Here is a 17837-nt window from a genome sequence, read left to right as displayed (position 1 = left end):
ATGGGTCCCGCGCTGCCCTTGCAACGCAGGCTCCGCCGGCTCCCGCAGTCCCTGCCCACACGAGAATGTGGGCTCATTCGGTTTCCAGCATCGTCTTGAGCAACGGGATGGTGATGGCGCGCTTGTTGCGAAGCGCAAAGCCGTCGAGCATGTCGAGCAGCTGCATCAGGCTGCCCAGGTCGCGTGAGAAGCGCTTGAGCATGTAGTCCATCACATCGTCGCCCAGAAAAACGCCACGGGCATCGGCCTCCTGGCGCAGCACCGCGCGGCGCGCGGTTTCATCGAGCAGTTGCAGCTGGAACACATGGCCCCAGCCCAGCCGCGTGCGCAGATCCTCGCGCAGCTTGAGGTCGGCCGGCGGCAGGGGGCCGGCTCCCAGCACCCAGCGCGGCGAGCCCGTGGCCGGGCTCGTCGCATTCACGAACCAGTTGAAGGCTCGCGCCTGCTGCAGCGGAGTGTAGATGTCCACGTCGTCCATCAGCACCGCCGCCCAGCGCTCGTCGAACGGCGGCGGGAACAGGGTGGATGCATCCATCCAGCCCACCATGGCGCCCTGCTCGCGCAGCGCCTCGCGCACGGCCTTGAGCAGGTGGGTCTTGCCCGAGCCCGACTCGCCCCAAAGATAGGTGGGCACCGGCGTGCGGGCGGTCTGCATGCGGCCGTCGCCCACCCAGTGGCGCAGATGATCGATCACTGCGGCATTGGGACCGACGAAAAAGCGCGACAGCGTCGGACTCGACGCCATGCTGATATCCAGAGCCAGCTGCTTCATCTGCGACATACGCGCAGCGCCCCCTTTCCTGTGTCCAGGCGGGTCCATGCGGCAAAAGCAGGCAGAGGAATCGGCAACGGCATTGGGTTGAGAGCAAAGACAGGCCCGCCTCGGCGCAGCGCTGCGGCAAGGCGGACAACGCCCGGGAGCTCCCGGGCGGACGAGGGATTTTAGTCTGCGCGGCGCCCGGCACGGCGGCAGCCGGCCCGCATGTGCAACGAAAGCCCCCTCGAAGCCCACTGGCGCGCGCGCCTGCCGGCGGCCGGCGCCGTAGAATCCCGGGGTTCCAGCCCGGCATCGGGCCTACCGCACCGTACCCATCCATGAGCTCTTCTGCCCCCTCCTCTACCCCGATTTCCTACAAAGACGCCGGCGTCGACATCGTCGCTGGCGATGCGCTGGTCGAGCGCATCAAGCCGCTGGCCAAGAAGACCATGCGCGAAGGCGTGATGGCCGGCATCGGAGGCTTCGGCGCGCTGTTCGAGGTGCCCAAGCGCTACAAGGAACCCGTGCTGGTCTCTGGCACCGATGGCGTGGGCACCAAGCTCAAGCTGGCCTTCGAGTGGAACATGCACGACACCGTGGGCATCGACCTGGTGGCCATGAGCGTCAACGACGTGCTGGTCCAGGGCGCCGAGCCCCTGTTCTTCCTCGACTATTTCGCCTGCGGCAAGCTGGACGTGGACACGGCCGCTGCCGTGGTCGGCGGCATTGCACGCGGCTGCGAGCTGTCGGGCTGCGCACTGATCGGCGGCGAAACCGCCGAAATGCCCGGCATGTACCCGGCCGGTGAATACGACTTGGCGGGCTTTGCCGTCGGCGCAGTCGAAAAATCCAAGATCCTCACGGGCCAGAGCGTGGCCGCAGGCGACGTGGTGCTGGGGCTGGCCTCGGCCGGCGTGCACTCCAATGGCTTCTCCCTGGTGCGCAAGTGCATCGAGCGCGCCGAAGCCCAGGGCAGCCTGCCCGAATCGCTGGACGGCAAGCCGTTCAAGCAGGCCATCATGGAACCCACGCGCCTGTACGTGAAGAACGTGCTGGCCGCACTGGAGCAGCATCCCATCAAGGCGCTGGCCCACATCACCGGCGGCGGCCTGCTGGAGAACATCCCCCGCGTGCTGCCCGAAGGCCTGGCCGCCCACCTGGATGCCGGCAGCTGGCCCCAGACCGAGCTGTTCGCCTGGCTGCAGAAGACGGCGGGCATCGACGCCGTGGAAATGAACCGCACCTTCAACAACGGCATCGGCATGGTCGTTGTCGTGCCCGCCGAAGCTGCCCAAGCCACGGCCGCCACGCTCAAGCAGCTGGGCGAGACGGTCTACACCATCGGACGCATCGCCGCACGCGGCGAGGGCGAGCCTGTCGAGGTCCGCTGACCACGGGCCCGCAGCGCATGACCCAGCACCTGCCCTCGCCCATCATCTCCCCGCAGCCCGCGCCCACGCGCGGCGTGACGCTTTCCAGCTATGTGCTGATGGCAGGCGCCCTGCTGCTGATCATGTGGCAGGGCCTGTTGCCGGGCATGCTCTGTGTCTGCGTGGGCTTTCTGGTCACGCGCGCCCTTGCCGGGCTGCTGGCACGTGCCCAGCCCAAGGCCCGGCGCGGCTCGCTGCCGCGCTGGACCCAATTGGTGGCAGCCACCATCGTCATTCTTGCGCCGCTGGCCCTGCTGAGCGGCGCGCTCTCGCATACACGCACCTACATCACCGACGCGCCGCAGCAGTACCGCGAGCTGCTCGACTATCTGGCCCACACGGTGCTGGAGCTGCGTGACAAGCTGCCCGCCGACATGGCCGACCAGTTGCCGGACGGCGCGCAGGAAATCCAGCACCTGCTGGCCAGCTACCTGGCGGCCAAGGCCGGCGCCCTGGCCCATGCGGGCCGCGCCTGGCTTACCGGCCTGCTGTACGCCTATGTGGGCCTGATCATCGGCGCGCTGGCCGCCGTGCGCCCCATCACCACGCGCCGCCCGCCCCTGGTGGCTGCGCTGCGCGAACGCATCCGGCTCATGGGGCTGGCCTTCCGCCAGATCGTGGCGGCGCAGTTCTGGATTGCGGCCTTCAACACCTTCCTGACGGCCATCTTCCTGCTGGGCGTGCTGCCGCACTGGAACCTGACCCTGCCCTACACGCCAGCGCTGATCACGCTGACCTTCATCGCGGGCCTGGTGCCCATCGTGGGCAACCTGCTGTGCAATGCGGTGATCACCATCGTGGGACTGTCGGTCTCCCCGGTGGCCGCCGCGGCCTGCCTGGGCTTTCTGATCCTGATCCACAAGGCCGAGTACGTGATCAACGCCAAGGTGGTGGGCCAGCGCACGCACATGGGCGTGTGGGAGCTGCTGGCCGTGATGTTCGTGGCCGAGTCGGTGTTCGGCCCCGCAGGCCTGGTGGCGGCGCCACTGTTCTACGCCTATCTCAAGAAAGAGCTGGAAGCCGTCCGGCTGGTCTGAGCAGCGCTCCGACCCTGGGGGCTGCCCCCGCTACAGCCCCCTGAGCCGCCGGATCACCTCGCGCACGGCCACGGCCTGCGTGCCCTGCTGGGAATGCAGGAAGCGCTCCAGGTCTTCGAGCGCACGCTCGGTCACTCCCCATTGCGCATAGGCCAGCCCCCGGTCCCGGAAGATCTCCGGCATGTCGGGCCGCAGCACGGCCAGCCGGTTGAGCACGGCCACCAGCAGCGGCCAGTCGCGCCGCGCGTGGTGGATCTCCTGCAGATTGCGGAGCATGCGCTCCAGGATGTCACGCGGCGATGCGCCCTGCAGGTACATGCCCAGCGGAGCCGCCTCCTCGGCGGACAGGCCGGCGTTCTGCCAGAAGGGCTCCAGCCGCTCGGCCAGGCTGTTGGCCGAGAAGGATTCACCGCTCAGCGGGTCCATCACCACCTGCCCCTGGGGCAGGCGCAGCTTGACCAGGAAATGCCCGGGAAAGCTCACGCCCTGTGCCGGCAGATCGATGGCCGCAGCCAGCTCCAGCCAGATCAGCGCCACACTGATGGGAATGCCGCGCCGCGTCTGCAGCACGTGGTGGATGTAGCTGTTGGCCGGGTCGTAGTAATCGTTGAGATTGCCGCCAAAGCCCAGCTCGCCATAGAAGAACTGGTTGAGCACGCGCAGGCGCTGCAGCGAATCGGTTTCGCCGGCCAGGCGCTGGAGCAGGCGCACCTGCAGCCGGTCCAGCTCGGCGCTGGCCGCCTGCAGGTCGAGATCGGGCACGGCATCCTGGGCGATGCTGATTGCCGCCTCCATCAACGGCAGGTGGTCATCGCTTTGCACCAGCGCTGCAAAGTATTGCAGGGCCGTTGGCGTGTCTTCGTAACTCCAGCTCATGATGCTTTGTATATTGCAGCGCCCAAGCCTGCAATTATGCGGGTTTGGGCGATGCCTCTCAGCGCCGCAGCAGTGCGCGCAGCTTGAGCCCCGCCGCCCACAGCGCACCGAAGTACAGCAGCACCGAGGCGGCCATCAGCGCGGCGAGCAGGCCCACACGCTGCCAGCCGTTGGCGCGCAGCGCGATCCAGTCGAAATGCTGGCTGCCCCAGGTCAGCAGCACGGCCAGCAGGCTGCTGGCCGCGACCACCTGCAAGCCCAGCCGGCCCCAGCCCGGCTTGGGACGGTAGACGCCCCGGCGCAGCAGACCCCAAAGCAGCCAGCCCGCATTGACCAGGGCCGCCAGGCCGATGGACAGCGCCAGGCCGGTATGCGCCATGAAGGGCACCAGGACCAGGTTGAGCAGCTGGGTGATGACCAGCACCACGATGGCGATCTTGACGGGCGTGCGGATGTCCTGGCTGGCGTAGTAGCCTGGCGCCAGCACCTTGATGGCCACCAGGCCCACCAGGCCGGCGCCGTAGCCGACCAACGCCAGGGCGATCTGGCCCACGTCGCTGTCCTGCAGCGCACCGCGGTGGAACAGCGTGGCCACCAGCGGCTCGGCAAAAGTGAGCAGGCCCACGGCGCACGGCACGGACAGCAGCACCACCAGGCGCAGCCCCCAGTCCAGCATGGCCGAGTAGCGCTCCGAGTCGTCGGCCGCCTTGGCAGCGGCCAGCTGGGGGGTGAGCACCACGCCCAGCGCCACGCCCAGCAGCGCCGTCGGAAACTCCATGAGCCGGTCGGCATAGAACAGCCACGTCACGCTGCCCGGTTGCAGATAGGAGGCGATCTGGGTGTTGATCATCAGCGAGACCTGGGCCACGCCCACGCCCAGCAGGGCCGGCGCCATCAGCTTGAGGATGCGGCGCACGCCGGCCTCGGCCCAGGCTTGGCGCAGCGCAGCTGGCGAAAAGCCGATGCGCGGCAGCAGGCCCAGGCGCGCCAGCGCAGGCAGTTGCACCGCCAGCTGCAGCACGCCGCCCAGCATCACGCCACCGGCCATGGCATAGATCGGCTCGATGCCACGCGCCTGCAGCCAGGGCGCGCCCCAGAAGGCGGCGGCGATCATGGCCAGGTTCAGCAGCACCGGCGTGGCGGCCGAGACGGCAAAGCGACGCCAGGTATTGAGCACGCCGGCAGACAGCGCCACCAGCGACATGAAGCCGATGTAGGGGAACATCCAGCGTGTCATCAGCACGGCGGCGTCATAGCCCTCGGGCGACTGGCGCAGGCCGCTGGCCAGCAGCCAGACCAGCAGCGGCGCGCCGACCACGCCCAGCACGCAGGTCACCAGCAGCACCCAGAACAGCAGCGTGGCCACGTGCGAGATCAGCGTGCGCGTGGCCTCGTCCCCCTCCTTGGCCTTGCTGGCGGCCAGCACCGGCACGAAGGCCTGGCTGAAGGCCCCCTCGGCGAACAGCCGCCGAAAGAGATTGGGAATCCTGAAGGCGACATTGAACGCATCGGTCAGCGCATTGGCTCCGAACATGGAGGCCATGAGCAGATCGCGCACCAGCCCGGTGATACGGGAGGCCAGCGTCAGCAGGGAAACGGTGGAGGCGGCTTTGAACAGTGACACCGTGGGGAGTGTATGCGCTGGCATGCCCCGCCGGCCGGCGCTCCAGGCGGGCCTGGCCGCTCTTGCACTCCGTTGCAACAGGCCGGCCCGTGCGGCCTGGGCCCTCAAGGCCCTGTCCGGGCTGCGTGCTATAATCCCGCGCTTCGCCGACAACATCCTCAGACACTAGGAATACATATCATGGCATCCAAGCCCGCAAAGAAGAACCCCCGTCTCGCCTCCGGCCGCAAGCGCGTCCGCCAGGACACCAAGCTCAACGCAGCCAACACCTCGCTGCGTTCCAAGTACCGCACCGCCGTCAAGAAGGTCGAAAAGGCCGTTCTGACTGGCGACAAGGCCAAGGCAACCGAACTGTTTGCCGCAGCCCAATCCGTTCTGGACACGATCGCCGACAAGGGCATCTTCCACAAGAACAAGGCCGCTCGCGACAAGAGCCGCCTGTCCGCCAAGGTCAAGGCCCTGGCCGCCGCCTAATCCAATTAGGCAACCGCACGGATGGCTCCGGCCATCTGCCGTTTGTAACGGGTGCGCTGTCAGCGAACGAGAAAACCGCCTTCGGGCGGTTTTTTTGTGCCTGAACGATGCTCCTGCATCCGCATGACCCACCAAAAAAGCCCCACCCTCCGGAGCACGGGCGAAAAAAAACGCACCCCAGGCGCGCTTCACATCGGACGGGAACGACCCGCAAAAAAAGAAGCCGGCCTCAGCGGGCCGGCTCGTCCGGTATCAGGCAGGCCTCGGCAACCTGCAGGTTGTTGTCCTTGGCGAAGTTCAGGCAGAAATCCCAGGCCATGGGCTCGTAGTCGCGCAGGTCGCGGTGCACGACCACGCACTTGACGCCATTGAGCGTTGTGGGAACACACCAGGGCGAGTAGCTCAGGTGGCTGCCGCGCTGGGCACCACCGGGACGAAACTGGCTCATGACGCCTGCCAGCCGCTCGGCCCAGTCGCTGGGCCGGAAAGTCTTGCCTTCGTGGGTGATGCCCTGGATGAACAGTTCTTTGCTGGAGGGAGAGACCATCAGGATGCACGCCAAAATACGACTTGCGCAACAAGGAACAACACAGGCGACCTGCCAAGGGGCACGGCGCCCTGCCACATCCTGCTTGCGCAAGTCCTTCAAAAAAGTCAGAGCCTACAGGCAGGATCGCTGCCAGCAGGCCAAGCCGGCATTTTATCTCTTATATAAGAGCTGAGGCCTTGTTGCAGCGCACTACCCAAGTGTGGCGTAGGTTCATTGCATGGCTGTGATGCGCAAACCGCAACGGTAGGCCATCGCGCGGCCCCTAGAATCGGGCTTCGCTGTTTTTCAGGCATCTGCGGCGGCAACGCCCGGATGCCGTTTACTTTCCAGCTCAGGAGATTTTTGCAATGACCGCTTTCATTGAGGCTGCCTCGCCCCACGTGATGAACACCTATGGCCGCGTACCGATCGCTCTGGAGCGAGGCCAGGGCTGCCGCGTGTGGGACGTCAACGGCAAGCAGTACCTCGATGCGCTGGGCGGCATTGCAGTGAACACGCTGGGCCACAACCACCCCAAGCTGGTGCCTGCGCTGCAGGACCAGGTGGCCAAGCTCATCCACACCTCCAACTACTACCACGTGCCCGGCCAGGAAACGCTGGCCCAGCTGCTGACCGAGCGCGCGAAGATGACCAACGTCTTCTTCTGCAGCACGGGCCTGGAGGCCAACGAGGCCGCCATCAAGATCGCGCGCAAGTACGGCGTGGACAAGGGCATCGCCAAGCCGGTGATCGTGGTCTACGAGCATGCCTTCCACGGCCGCTCCATCGCCACCATGACGGCCACGGGCAACCCCAAGGTGCGCGACGGCTTCGGCCCGCTGCTCGACGGTTTCCTGCGCGTGCCGGTGAACGACTACGAGGCGCTCCAGAAGGCCACGGCCGGCAACCCCGACGTGGTGGCCGTGATGATGGAGCCCATCCAGGGCGAAGGCGGCCTGCACCCCATGCGCATCGAGTACATGCAGCAGGTGCGCGCACTGTGCGATGCCAACGGCTGGCTGATGATGTTCGACGAAGTCCAGGCCGGCATGGGCCGCACGGGCAAGTGGTTCGCCCACCAGTGGGCCGGCATCATCCCCGACGTGATGACCCTGGCCAAGGGCCTGGGCTCGGGCGTGCCCATCGGCGCCGTCGTGGCCCATGGCAAGGCGGCCTCCGTGCTGCAGCCGGGCAACCATGGCTCCACCTTCGGCGGCAATCCGCTGGCCATGCGTGCGGGCATCGAAACCATCCGCATCATGGAAGAGGACGGCCTGCTGGCCCACACCACCAAGGTGGGCGACCACCTGAAGGCCACGCTGCAAAAGGAACTGGCCGACGTCAAGGGCGTGGTCGATGTGCGCGGCCAGGGCCTGATCATCGGCATCGAGCTGAACAAGCCCTGCGGCGCCCTGCTGGGCCGTGGTGCCGAAGCCGGCCTGCTGTTCAGCGTGACCGCCGACACCGTGGTGCGCCTGGTGCCGCCGCTGATCATGACCGAGGCCGAAGCCGACGAAGTGGTCGCCAAGCTCAAGCCCCTGATCGTGCAATTCCTGTCCGAATGAGTACCTGCCTATGACTGCCATCAAGCACTATCTGCAGTTTTCCGACTTCACGGCCGACGAGTACGCCTATGTGCTCGAACGCGCGGCCCTGATCAAGAAGAAGTTCAAGGGCTACGAAAAGCACCACACGCTCAGCGACCGCACGCTGGCCATGATCTTCGAGAAGGCCAGCACGCGCACCCGCGTGAGCTTCGAGGCGGGCATGTACCAGCTCGGCGGCTCGGTGGTCCACCTGACCACGGGCGACAGCCAGCTGGGCCGCGCCGAGCCCATCGAGGACAGCGCACGCGTCATCAGCCGCATGACCGACCTGGTGATGATCCGAACCTACGGCCAGGACAAGATCGTGCGCTTTGCCGAATACTCGCGCGTGCCCGTCATCAACGGCCTGACCAACGAGTTCCACCCCTGCCAGATCCTGGCCGACATCTTCACCTTCATCGAGCACCGCGGCTCGATCCAGGGCAAGACCGTCGCCTGGGTCGGCGACGGCAACAACATGGCCAACACCTGGCTGCAGGCGGCCGACCTGCTGGGCTTCACCGTCCACGTCAGCACGCCGGGCGGCTACGAGGTGGAGGAGAAGCTGGCCTTTGGCGGCAAGACCCCGCGCGAGGGCTGCTACAAGGTCTTCAAGGACCCGCTGGACGCCTGCAAGGGCGCCGACCTGGTGACCACCGACGTGTGGACCAGCATGGGCTACGAGGCCGAGAACGAAGCCCGCAAGAAGGCCTTTGCCGACTGGTGCGTGGACGCCGAAATGATGGCCGCGGCACGTGGCGATGCCCTGTTCATGCACTGCCTGCCCGCCCATCGCGGCGAGGAAGTGGAGGCCGAGGTCATCGACGGGCCGCAGTCCGTGGTCTGGGATGAGGCGGAGAACCGGATGCACGTGCAAAAGGCACTCATGGAATACCTGCTGCTGGGCCGCCAGCCGAACTGACAACGCAGCCCGCTCAAAAAAGAATGCCTGCAGGCTTTGCGCCTGCAGGCATTCTTTTTTTCCTGGCGGAAGTTCGGGCCGTGGCCTTACGGCCCCCGCTTGTCCGGTGCGCAACTGTCCCCGCCGCAGGCACTGCAGCCGCCACAGCCGCCCGCATCCTTGGGCGCCAGTGCCGGATGCATCTGCCCGGCCTTCTGGCGCCAGCGCGCGGGCAGATAGCGCCAGACCAGAGACACGCCGGCCAGGGCCACTATCAGACCCACGATGATGTTTTGCCACATGGTCCGTGCTCCTTTCAGCCCGCGCCCAATGCGATGGCCACGCGGTAGGTGATGAAGCTGGCAAGGTAGGCCAGCGCGAACAGATAGCCGGTCATCAACAGCGGATAGCGCCAGCCGTTGGTCTCGCGCCGCACGGCGGCCAGCGTGGAGATGCACTGGGGCGCGAACACGAACCAGGCCAGCAGCGACAGCGCCGTGGCCATAGACCAGGTGTGGGCGATCAGCGGGCCCAGTTGCTCGGCCATAGCCTCGTCGCTGGCGGCGGACAGGGCATAGACCGTGCCCATGGCGCTGACGGCCACTTCGCGCGCGGCCATGCCCGGCACCAGGGCGATGGCGATCTGCCAGTTGAAGCCGATCGGCGCCAGCACCACCTCCAGCCAGCCGCCGATGCGGCCTGCAAAGCTGTAGCGGATGGCCGCTTCGGTGACGCCATCGGGCGGCGCCGGGTAGCTGGCCAGGAACCACAGCACGATGCTCACGGTCAGGATGATGCCGCCCACGCGGCGCAGGAAGATCATGGCGCGCTCGTACAGGCCCAGGGCCAGGCTGCGCGGGCTGGGCCAGCGGTAGGAGGGCAGTTCCATCAGCAGTGGCGTGGGTCCGGCGCTGCGGCCGGCCAACTTGGCCACGCCGGCCACGGCCATGGCGCTGGCGATGCCGGCCACGTACAGCGCGAACAGCACCAGGCCCTGCAGGTTGAAGATGCCGCCCACAGTGCGCTCGGGAATGAAGGCGCTGATCAGCAGCGCATAGACCGGCAGGCGCGCCGAGCAGGTCATCAGCGGCGCGATCATGATGGTCACCAGGCGGTCGCGCCAGCTGGTGATGGAGCGCGTGGCCATGATGCCGGGCACGGCGCAGGCGAAGCTGGACAGCAGCGGAATGAAGGAGCGGCCCGACAGGCCGACCTTGCCCATGATGCGGTCCAGCATGAAGGCGGCACGCGGCAGGTAGCCCGAGTCTTCGAGAGCAAGGATGAACAGGAACAGGATCAGGATCTGCGGCAGGAAGACCAGCACGGCGCCGGTGCCCGCGATCACGCCGTCGGCCAGCAGGCTGCGCAGCGCGCCTTCGGGCATGTGCTCGTTGACCAGGGCCGAGACGGCCGAGACGCCGCCCTCGATGCCGTCCATCAGCGGCTGCGCCCAGCTGAACACGGCCTGGAACATCAGGAACAGCGTGGCCGCCAGCAGCAGCATGCCCCACAGCGGGTGCAGCACCACGGCGTCGATGCGGTCGTCGCGCCGGGTGTCCACCACGGGCTCCTTGACGCAGTCGGCCATGATGCGGGCCACCTGCTGGTGCAGGGCCAGCACCTGCTCGCGCGCATCGTCCGGGCGGGCCGGGGCCTGCTGCTGCGGCGCCGCCAGGGCGCGGGCTTCGGGGCCGTCCAGCCATTGCAGCAGTTCGCGCGCGCCGTCCTGGCGCACGCCCACCGTGGACAGCACGGGCATGCCCAGGGCGCGTGACAGCGCCTCGCGGTCGATATCGATGCCCTGGCGCCTAGCCATGTCGCTCATGTTGAGCACCAGCAGCATGGGCAGGCCCAGGCGCTGGGCTTCCAGCACCAGGCGCAGGTTCAGGCGCAGGTGGGTGGCGTCGGTGACGCAGACCAGCAGTTCGGGCGGCGCCTCGCGCGCATGGCGACCCGAGACGATGTCGCGCGTGATGCGCTCATCCTCGCTGTGCGCATGCAGGCTGTAGGTGCCCGGCAGGTCCAGCACGCGCACACGCCGGCCGCTGGCCGTGCTCAGCCAGCCTTCCTTGCGCTCCACGGTCACGCCCGCGTAGTTGGCCACCTTCTGGCGTGCGCCGGTCAGCAGGTTGAACAAGGCTGTCTTGCCGCAGTTGGGGTTGCCCAGCAAGGCCAGGCGCAGTGCGGAATCACCGCTGCCGCCGCCACCCTGGGCAGGCTGCAGCGGCTGGATGAGCTTGGGAGAGGACGACGCGCTCATGCCACCGCCTCCGGCGCCACGCGCACCAGGGCCGCCTCATGGCGGCGCAGCGCGAACGTGGCCTGGCCTACGCGCACGGCCAGCGGGTCGTCGCCCGGAAAGCCTGCGGCCAGGATGCGAACGGGCTCGCCCGGCAGGAAACCGATTTCCATGAGGCGCAGCAGCAGTTCCTGCTCGGCCGTGTCGCGCGCCGCATGGAGTTCGACCACGCGCGCCGGAACCTGGCGCGGCAGCGCATCCAGGGTGATGGCCGCAGCCGTGGCCGGGCTTGGAGAGCTGGGAGGCGCGGACAGCGCGGACGGAGCCGTGGCGTCCGTCCCGGGATTCATCGAATGCATGGCGTGTTGTATCAACTGATTTTTATTCTCATTTTGATTTTGATCGAATCCCCGTGGGAAGCCCGCGCATGGTATCGGAGTAAGAGGCAGGGTCTTGCCAAAGGGCCGTCATGGTTTTTGGCCGGTTCCAGGCGCCCCGCACGCGTGCGCGCGACAATCGCGCTCCCACGATCCGCACCTGCACCTGCTTGCCCACGCCATGACCCATCCCTGCCTGAGCTGCGGCGCCTGCTGCGCATCGTTTCGCGTGGACTTTTCCGTGCACGAGTCGCAGGAGCATGGCGGCCGCGTGCCGGCCGGGCTGATCGAGGAAGTCACCGACTACACCTGCCGCATGCGCGGCACGGACTGGTCGCGCCCGCGCTGCGCAGCGCTGGTGGGCAAGGTGGGCGAGAAGGCCCATTGCGGCATCTACGAGTGGCGGCCCTCTCCTTGCCGCGAATTTGCGGCCGGCAGCGATGCCTGCAACCGCGTGCGCGTGCGCCATGGCATGCAGGCACTGGACAGCGGCCTGCTGTAGCAACCAGTCAGGCGCAGCCGGCCGCCAACAGCCGCCACCACCAGCCGTTATTCCACGGGCAGCCCCGCCAACTGCCCCTTGAACTCCTGCAGCGAGAAATGCGTGTGCACCTGGCGCACGCCGGGCAGCCGGTGCAGGCGGGTGAGCAGCAGATCGGAATAGGCATCGAGATCGCGCGCCACGACGACCAGCAGGAAGTCCTCCGGCCCCGAGATGCCGTGGAACATCACGACCTCGGGAATGGCGCAGACCGCTTCCTGGAAGTGGCGCGATGACTCCTCGTTCTGATGGTCTATGCCCACCATCACGAAGGCCAGCACGCCAAAGCCGATGGCGCGCCGGCTCAGCGCGGCGTGGTAGCCGGTGATCACGCCCTCATCTTCCAGCCGCTTGATGCGCCGCCACGACGGCGATTGCGACAAGTGCACGCGTTGCGCCAATTCGCCCGAGGTCAGCCGCGCGTTGTCCTGCAAGGCGCGGATCAGCAGCCGGTCCGTTCTGTCGATCTCGATTGACATAAACCACCTATGAATTCATGTTTCACAGAATAACTTATCCAAGATCAAGCGCATTTAGGGATAACTACTAAACGCCCTGCGAAGGCCGTAACTAGCATCCGCCTCCGAAGCCCCCCACAGCAACGGAGACAACAACCCATGCCAGCCTTCGAAGACATCGTCCAGCGCGAAGCCGGACTCCAACAGCAGCTGTCCGCCGGACAGATGACCATGATCGCCATCGGCGGTGCCGTCGGCACCGGCCTGTTCCTGGGCAGCGGCTTTGCCATCGGCTTCGCCGGGCCCAGCGTGCTGATCAGCTATGCCATCGGCGCGGTGATCTCGCTGCTGCTGATGGGCTGCCTGGCCGAGATGACGGTGGCCCATCCGACCTCGGGCTCGTTCGGCGCCTATGCCGAGCACTACATCGCCCCCTGGGCCGGCTTCGTGGTGCGCTATGCCTACTGGGCCTGCGTGGTGCTGGCCGTGGGCACCGAGGTGACGGCCGTGGGCCTGTACATGGGCTACTGGTTCCCCGAGGTGCCGCGCTGGGCCTGGGTGGTGATCTTCTCGGGCGCGCTGATCGGCGTGAACATGATGAGCGTCAAGGCCTTCGGCGCCGTGGAGTACAGCTTCTCCATGATCAAGATCATCGCCATCGTGGCCTTCATCGTGGTCGGCGCCTGGGTGGTGTTCGGCACCCGCCCGGCCGGCGTGGGCTTTGCCAACTACGTCAACAACGGCGGCTTCTTCCCCAACGGCCTGTGGGGCACCTGGGTGGGCGTGATCATCGCCATCTTCAGCTACCTGAGCATCGAGATGATCGCCGTGGCCGCCGGCGAGGCCAAGGACCCGCAGCGCGCCGTCACCAGCGCCTTCCGCTCCACCATGGTGCGCCTGGTGGTGTTCTACCTGGCCACGATCGCGCTGATGCTGGCCATCGTGCCGTGGTCGGCCGCCGGCAAGGACGGCAGCCCCTTCGTGAAGGTGATGGAGATCATCGGCCTGCCCGGCGCGGCCAGCGTGGTCAATTTCGTGGTGCTGGTGGCTGCCCTGTCGGCCATGAACAGCCAGCTGTACATCACCACCCGCATGATGTTCAGCCTCTCGCGCGCCGGCCATGCGCCCGCCGTGCTGGGCCGCGTGAACTCGCGCGGCGTGCCGCTGCCGGCGCTGCTGCTGTCCTGCCTGGGCATTGCCGTGGCCACGCTGTTCAACATCGTCAACCCCGAGCAGTCCTTCATGCTGATGATGGCCGTGGCCATGTTCGGCGCCATGTTCACGTGGTTCATGATTTTCGTGACCCACCTGTTCTTCCGCATCCACTGGGTGCGCCAGGGCAACAAGCCGCTGGCCTTTCGCATGTGGGGCTTTCCGGTGCTGACGCTGCTGGGCGCGGCACTGATGCTGGCCGCCCTGGTGTCCACGCTGTTCACCGACGTGTTCCGCCTGACCGTGCTCACCGGCCTGCCCTTCCTGCTGCTGCTGGGCGCCATCTACGCCATCTGGTACCGCAAGCCGGCCGGCCAGCCCGCCCCTCAGACCCAAACCTCAGCCCAAGCCCAAGCGCAAGCCCAGGTTCCCGCCCGGTGACATCCGGCCTCCCGTTTTTCTCCCTCCCCTAGAAACATGACGACTCTTGCCCCCCTCGATACCGCCCGCGCCTCGATGTTCAGCCACGTCCCGCCCTACCCCGGAGATCCCATCCTGTCGCTGATGGAAGCCTTTCAGCAGGACCCACGCGCCGACAAGGTCAGCCTGAGCATCGGCCTGTATTTCGACGAGGCCGGCCGCCTGCCCGTGCTGGACTCCGTGCGCCAGGCTGGCGATGCCCTGGCCCGCGAGCAAAGCCCCAGCGGCTACCTGCCCATTGAAGGCATAGCCCCCTACCGCCAGCTGGTGCAGAACCTGGTGTTCGGCGCTGAGCACGAGGCCGTGCGCGCGCAGCGCATCGCCACCGTGCAGACCCTGGGCGGCTCGGGCGCGCTCAAGCTGGGCGCGGACTTCATCAAGCACTATTTCCCCGACGCCGAGGTCTGGCTCAGCGATCCCACCTGGGACAACCATCTGGCCATCTTCCAGGGCGCGGGCCTGCGCACCCACAGCTACCCCTACTACGACGCGGCCACGGGCAGCCTGCGCTTCGACGCCATGCTGCAGACACTGCGCGAACTGCCCTCGGGCAGCGTGGTGCTGCTGCATGCCAGCTGCCACAACCCCACGGGCGTGGACCTGTCGCGCGAGCAGTGGCAGCAACTGATCCCCGTGATCGTGGAGCGCGGCCTGATCCCCTTCGTGGACATGGCCTACCAGGGCTTTGGCGATGGGCTCGATGAAGACGCGTGGTCCGTGCGCGCGCTGGCCGATGCGGGCGCCCAGGCCTTTGTGGCCAATTCGTTTTCCAAGAACTTCTCGCTGTATGGCGAACGCGTGGGCGGCCTCAGCGTGGTCTGCAGCGACGCGGCCACGGCCGGCAATGTGCTGGGCCAGCTCAAGGCCACGGTGCGCAGCAACTATTCCTCGCCCCCCACCCGTGGCGCGCGCCTGGTGCAGCAGGTGCTGGCGTCGCCCGAGCTGAGCGCCCAATGGGCGCAGGAGCTGGCGCAGATGCGCGGCCGCATCAAGGACATGCGCGCCCAGCTGCACGGCGCGCTGCATGAACGCTTTGGCGAGCGGCGCGACTTCGGCTTCCTGCTGACCCAGCGCGGCATGTTCAGCTACACCGGCATCAGCGAGCCCCAGGTCCACCGCCTGCGCGACGAGCACGGCGTGTACCTGATCCGCTCGGGCCGCATGTGCATGTCGGGCCTGTCGGGCGCCAACGTGCAGTACGTGGCCGACGCCATTGCCACGGTGCTGGAGGCACCGCAATGAGCGGCTGCCCCGTCCATGGCGGCCTGACCGAGCGCATCGTCGCCGAGGAAAAGGCGCAGCTGGATTTCAGCCAGTCCATGAGCTATGGCGACTATCTGCAGCTGGACGCCATCCTGGGCGCCCAGCAACTGCTGTCGCCCACGCATGACGAGCTGCTGTTCATCATCCAGCACCAGACCAGCGAGCTGTGGATGAAGCTGATGCTGCACGAGCTGGGCGCGGCCACGGCCGCCGTGGCGGCCGACCGCCATGCAGATGCCTTCAAGATGCTGGCCCGCGTGAGCCGCATCATGGAGCAGCTGGTGGGCGCCTGGTCCGTGCTGGCCACCATGACGCCTACCGAGTACACGGCCATGCGCCCGTATCTCGCCAGCTCCAGCGGCTTCCAGAGCTACCAGTATCGCTGCATCGAGTTCGCGCTGGGCAACAAGAACGCCGCCATGCTCCAGCCCCATGCCCACCGCCCGGACCTGCTGGCCCGGGTGGATGCCGCATGGCGCGCACCTTCCCTGTACGACGAGGCCCTGCGCCTGCTGGCACGCCAGGGCCTGGCCATTCCTGCCGGGCACCTGGCGCGCGACTGGACCCAGCCCTACACGGCCAGCCCCGAGGTCGAGGCCGCCTGGGCCCAGGTCTACCGCGACCCGCAGTCGCACTGGGACCTGTACCAGCTCGGGGAAAAGCTGGCCGACATCGAGGACGCCTTCCGCCTGTGGCGCTTTCGCCATGTGACCACGGTGGAGCGCGTCATCGGCTTCAAGCGCGGCACGGGCGGCACCGGCGGCGTCAGCTACCTGCGCAAGATGCTGGACGTGGTGCTGTTCCCCGAAATCTGGTCTGTGAGAACGAAACTGTGACCCCTGAGCGGCTTTGCCGCTTCCCCCGCTCTCGCTGCGCGGGCGCGGGACGACACCATCGCTGCGGGACGGCCCTTGCTCGGCGTCCGCCGATGGGCCGCGCCCAATTTCCGACGCAAGAACACCATGCCTTCGCATGTAGTCAAAACACAAGGAAATCCATGAAGCAAATCATCGACGTGGGACTGCCGCCGCTCAAGCAGCCCTTCTCCTGGGCCGTCAAGGCCAGCGGCCAGATGCTGTTCACGGCCCACGGCCCCGTGCGGCCCGACGGCAGCATCGACACTGGCCCCATCGAACAGCAGGCGCGCCTGACCTTCACCAACCTGAGCAACGCGCTGCAGGCCGCAGGCGGCACGCTGGCGCATGTGACCCAGGTGCTGATCTACATGACCGACGTGGCCGACATGCCGGCCATCGACGCCGTGTACCGCGAGTTCTTCGAGGCGCCCTACCCCAACCGCTCCAGCATGGGGATTTCGGCGCTGGTGGTGCCGGGGATGAAGCTGGAGATCGTGGCCTACGCCATGCTCCCGTAGAGGATGTGACGGACATGCCGGCGCCCCGCAATTGCGTTCAATACAGGGGCGGCGTGCGGGACGAGACTGCGGGCCTTGTGCAGTCCTGCGTCCGCGCGAAATCTCATGTCCTCCTCGCTGCTCGCCATGGGCGTCTTCACCCTCGTCGGCGCCATCACGCCCGGCCCCGTCAATGTGCTGGCCCTGCGCCATGGTGCGGCCCGCTCACGCCTGGTCTCGGCCGCCTATGTGCTGGGCGCCAGCGCCAGCTATGCGGCCGTGGTCTGGGTCATGGGCCAGGGCGCACAGTGGCTGCTGCAGACGCTGCCGCAACTGTCTGCGGCCGCACAGTGGCTGTGCGCCGCCTATCTGCTGTGGCTGGCCTGGCGGCTGGCCAATGCGCCTGTGGGCCAGGCCGGTGCGCAGCAGCAGGCCGGATCGCACCGCCCGCTGCAGGCCCTGCTGCAAGCGCTGTTGCAGGGAACGGCCGTGCAGACGCTCAACCCCAAGGCCTGGCTGGTGGCGCTGGCCGGCGTGGGCCTGTTCGTGCTGCCCCACGCGAATGCGCCGTGGGCGCTGCTGCAGTTTTGCGCCATCTCGCTGCTGGCCTGCCTGGTGGGGGTCGGCAGCTGGGCGCTGCTGGGGCAGCTGCTTTCGGGCTGGCTGCGCACCGAACGCCGCCAGCGACTGTTCCACCGCCTGCTGGCCCTGCTGCTGGTCGCCAGCGTGGCGGCCATGCTGGCATGATGGCTGGCCGCC

Annotated in this window: 19 protein-coding genes; 11 read left to right on the top strand and 8 right to left on the bottom strand. The window is 67.3% G+C overall.

The features are described 5' to 3' along the window. Nucleotides 1–73: 73 nt before the first annotated feature. Nucleotides 74–772, bottom strand: coding sequence for a DnaA regulatory inactivator Hda (gene hda, locus IAE24_RS09085; protein ID WP_026062235.1), 699 nt, complete (start codon nucleotides 770–772; stop codon nucleotides 74–76). 323 nt (nucleotides 773–1095) lie between these two features. Here hda and purM point away from each other — a divergent pair, with 323 nt between their 5' ends. Further along, nucleotides 1096–2148: a phosphoribosylformylglycinamidine cyclo-ligase gene (purM, locus tag IAE24_RS09080; protein ID WP_013803658.1), complete on the top strand. Its 1053-nt coding sequence runs from the start codon at nucleotides 1096–1098 to the stop codon at nucleotides 2146–2148. Nucleotides 2149–2165: 17 nt separating this feature from the next. After that, complete coding sequence (locus IAE24_RS09075) at nucleotides 2166–3224, top strand: AI-2E family transporter (protein ID WP_012204107.1); 1059 nt, start codon at nucleotides 2166–2168, stop codon at nucleotides 3222–3224. A gap of 30 nt (nucleotides 3225–3254) precedes the next feature. On the opposite strand, the gene IAE24_RS09070 is transcribed toward IAE24_RS09075, so the two are convergent. Both IAE24_RS09070 and murJ read right to left on the bottom strand, forming a co-directional pair. After that, entirely contained in the window at nucleotides 3255–4100 is an 846-nt protein-coding gene (locus IAE24_RS09070) for a SirB1 family protein (RefSeq protein WP_199960591.1), read from the bottom strand. A 58-nt stretch (nucleotides 4101–4158) separates the two neighbouring features. Continuing rightward, on the bottom strand, nucleotides 4159–5724 hold the full coding sequence (murJ, locus tag IAE24_RS09065; protein ID WP_063326900.1) for a murein biosynthesis integral membrane protein MurJ: 1566 nt from the start codon (nucleotides 5722–5724) through the stop codon (nucleotides 4159–4161). Between the two features lie 180 nt (nucleotides 5725–5904). Between murJ and rpsT the strand changes: the two genes are divergently transcribed. Continuing rightward, nucleotides 5905–6198, top strand: coding sequence for a 30S ribosomal protein S20 (rpsT, locus tag IAE24_RS09060; RefSeq protein WP_012204104.1), 294 nt, complete (start codon nucleotides 5905–5907; stop codon nucleotides 6196–6198). A gap of 229 nt (nucleotides 6199–6427) precedes the next feature. On the opposite strand, the gene IAE24_RS09055 is transcribed toward rpsT, so the two are convergent. Beyond that, nucleotides 6428–6745 (bottom strand): DUF3579 domain-containing protein, encoded by a 318-nt coding sequence (locus IAE24_RS09055; RefSeq protein WP_012204103.1) that lies wholly within the window; start codon nucleotides 6743–6745, stop codon nucleotides 6428–6430. 350 nt (nucleotides 6746–7095) lie between these two features. On the opposite strand from IAE24_RS09055, the gene IAE24_RS09050 reads away from it, so the two are divergent. Together IAE24_RS09050 and argF are read left to right on the top strand one after the other, a co-directional pair. Beyond that, nucleotides 7096–8292, top strand: coding sequence for an aspartate aminotransferase family protein (locus IAE24_RS09050; protein ID WP_199960590.1), 1197 nt, complete (start codon nucleotides 7096–7098; stop codon nucleotides 8290–8292). Between the two features lie 10 nt (nucleotides 8293–8302). Then, nucleotides 8303–9235, top strand: coding sequence for an ornithine carbamoyltransferase (argF, locus tag IAE24_RS09045; protein WP_199960589.1), 933 nt, complete (start codon nucleotides 8303–8305; stop codon nucleotides 9233–9235). Between the two features lie 86 nt (nucleotides 9236–9321). Here the strand turns inward: argF and IAE24_RS09040 are convergent, their stop codons facing one another. From IAE24_RS09040 to IAE24_RS09030, 3 genes are read right to left on the bottom strand one after another with little or no spacing between them, the layout of a single operon-like run. After that, nucleotides 9322–9516, bottom strand: coding sequence for a hypothetical protein (locus tag IAE24_RS09040; protein ID WP_043824054.1), 195 nt, complete (start codon nucleotides 9514–9516; stop codon nucleotides 9322–9324). Nucleotides 9517–9530: 14 nt separating this feature from the next. Next, complete coding sequence (feoB, locus tag IAE24_RS09035) at nucleotides 9531–11474, bottom strand: ferrous iron transporter B (RefSeq protein WP_199960588.1); 1944 nt, start codon at nucleotides 11472–11474, stop codon at nucleotides 9531–9533. Continuing rightward, entirely contained in the window at nucleotides 11471–11812 is a 342-nt protein-coding gene (locus tag IAE24_RS09030) for a FeoA family protein (protein WP_043824050.1), read from the bottom strand. Before IAE24_RS09030 ends, feoB begins: the two co-directional genes overlap by 4 nt. Before the next feature lie 199 nt (nucleotides 11813–12011). On the opposite strand from IAE24_RS09030, the gene IAE24_RS09025 reads away from it, so the two are divergent. Beyond that, nucleotides 12012–12332, top strand: coding sequence for a YkgJ family cysteine cluster protein (locus IAE24_RS09025; protein WP_034391185.1), 321 nt, complete (start codon nucleotides 12012–12014; stop codon nucleotides 12330–12332). Between the two features lie 47 nt (nucleotides 12333–12379). Here IAE24_RS09025 and IAE24_RS09020 read toward each other — a convergent pair whose 3' ends face one another. Then, nucleotides 12380–12850 (bottom strand): Lrp/AsnC family transcriptional regulator, encoded by a 471-nt coding sequence (locus tag IAE24_RS09020; RefSeq protein WP_012204096.1) that lies wholly within the window; start codon nucleotides 12848–12850, stop codon nucleotides 12380–12382. 138 nt (nucleotides 12851–12988) lie between these two features. Here IAE24_RS09020 and IAE24_RS09015 point away from each other — a divergent pair, with 138 nt between their 5' ends. The 5 genes from IAE24_RS09015 to IAE24_RS08995 all read left to right on the top strand — a co-directional run bounded on the left by IAE24_RS09015 (nucleotide 12989) and on the right by IAE24_RS08995 (nucleotide 17825). After that, entirely contained in the window at nucleotides 12989–14422 is a 1434-nt protein-coding gene (locus tag IAE24_RS09015; RefSeq protein WP_088166749.1) for an amino acid permease, read from the top strand. A 75-nt stretch (nucleotides 14423–14497) separates the two neighbouring features. Next, the gene (locus IAE24_RS09010; protein WP_170962144.1) at nucleotides 14498–15703 is read left to right on the top strand and encodes an amino acid aminotransferase; all 1206 of its coding nucleotides are present in this window, start codon (nucleotides 14498–14500) and stop codon (nucleotides 15701–15703) included. Further along, complete coding sequence (kynA, locus tag IAE24_RS09005; protein ID WP_199960587.1) at nucleotides 15700–16560, top strand: tryptophan 2,3-dioxygenase; 861 nt, start codon at nucleotides 15700–15702, stop codon at nucleotides 16558–16560. The genes IAE24_RS09010 and kynA overlap by 4 nt, the downstream gene beginning before the upstream one ends. A gap of 161 nt (nucleotides 16561–16721) precedes the next feature. Further along, nucleotides 16722–17099, top strand: a complete 378-nt coding sequence (locus IAE24_RS09000) for a RidA family protein (protein WP_099752144.1) — start codon at nucleotides 16722–16724, stop codon at nucleotides 17097–17099. Between the two features lie 105 nt (nucleotides 17100–17204). Continuing rightward, nucleotides 17205–17825, top strand: a complete 621-nt coding sequence (locus IAE24_RS08995) for a LysE family translocator (RefSeq protein WP_199960586.1) — start codon at nucleotides 17205–17207, stop codon at nucleotides 17823–17825. The last annotated feature ends 12 nt before the right edge of the window (nucleotides 17826–17837 follow it).

The organism is Delftia sp. S65, assembly GCF_016516495.1.
Lineage (GTDB): Bacteria > Pseudomonadota > Gammaproteobacteria > Burkholderiales > Burkholderiaceae_C > Comamonas > Comamonas acidovorans.
The sequence above is the reverse complement of the archived record's forward strand: the minus strand, read 5'-3'. Positions and strand labels throughout refer to the sequence as shown.

Coding starts and splice junctions, on each gene's coding strand:
- hda (WP_026062235.1), bottom strand. CDS start 772: ATGAAGCAGCTGGCTCTGGATATCAGCATGGCGTCGAGTCCGACGCTG.
- purM (WP_013803658.1), top strand. CDS start 1,096: ATGAGCTCTTCTGCCCCCTCCTCTACCCCGATTTCCTACAAAGACGCC.
- IAE24_RS09075 (WP_012204107.1), top strand. CDS start 2,166: ATGACCCAGCACCTGCCCTCGCCCATCATCTCCCCGCAGCCCGCGCCC.
- IAE24_RS09070 (WP_199960591.1), bottom strand. CDS start 4,100: ATGAGCTGGAGTTACGAAGACACGCCAACGGCCCTGCAATACTTTGCA.
- rpsT (WP_012204104.1), top strand. CDS start 5,905: ATGGCATCCAAGCCCGCAAAGAAGAACCCCCGTCTCGCCTCCGGCCGC.
- IAE24_RS09055 (WP_012204103.1), bottom strand. CDS start 6,745: ATGGTCTCTCCCTCCAGCAAAGAACTGTTCATCCAGGGCATCACCCAC.
- IAE24_RS09050 (WP_199960590.1), top strand. CDS start 7,096: ATGACCGCTTTCATTGAGGCTGCCTCGCCCCACGTGATGAACACCTAT.
- argF (WP_199960589.1), top strand. CDS start 8,303: ATGACTGCCATCAAGCACTATCTGCAGTTTTCCGACTTCACGGCCGAC.
- IAE24_RS09040 (WP_043824054.1), bottom strand. CDS start 9,516: ATGTGGCAAAACATCATCGTGGGTCTGATAGTGGCCCTGGCCGGCGTG.
- feoB (WP_199960588.1), bottom strand. CDS start 11,474: ATGAGCGCGTCGTCCTCTCCCAAGCTCATCCAGCCGCTGCAGCCTGCC.
- IAE24_RS09030 (WP_043824050.1), bottom strand. CDS start 11,812: ATGCATTCGATGAATCCCGGGACGGACGCCACGGCTCCGTCCGCGCTG.
- IAE24_RS09025 (WP_034391185.1), top strand. CDS start 12,012: ATGACCCATCCCTGCCTGAGCTGCGGCGCCTGCTGCGCATCGTTTCGC.
- IAE24_RS09020 (WP_012204096.1), bottom strand. CDS start 12,850: ATGTCAATCGAGATCGACAGAACGGACCGGCTGCTGATCCGCGCCTTG.
- IAE24_RS09015 (WP_088166749.1), top strand. CDS start 12,989: ATGCCAGCCTTCGAAGACATCGTCCAGCGCGAAGCCGGACTCCAACAG.
- IAE24_RS09010 (WP_170962144.1), top strand. CDS start 14,498: ATGTTCAGCCACGTCCCGCCCTACCCCGGAGATCCCATCCTGTCGCTG.
- kynA (WP_199960587.1), top strand. CDS start 15,700: ATGAGCGGCTGCCCCGTCCATGGCGGCCTGACCGAGCGCATCGTCGCC.
- IAE24_RS09000 (WP_099752144.1), top strand. CDS start 16,722: ATGAAGCAAATCATCGACGTGGGACTGCCGCCGCTCAAGCAGCCCTTC.
- IAE24_RS08995 (WP_199960586.1), top strand. CDS start 17,205: ATGTCCTCCTCGCTGCTCGCCATGGGCGTCTTCACCCTCGTCGGCGCC.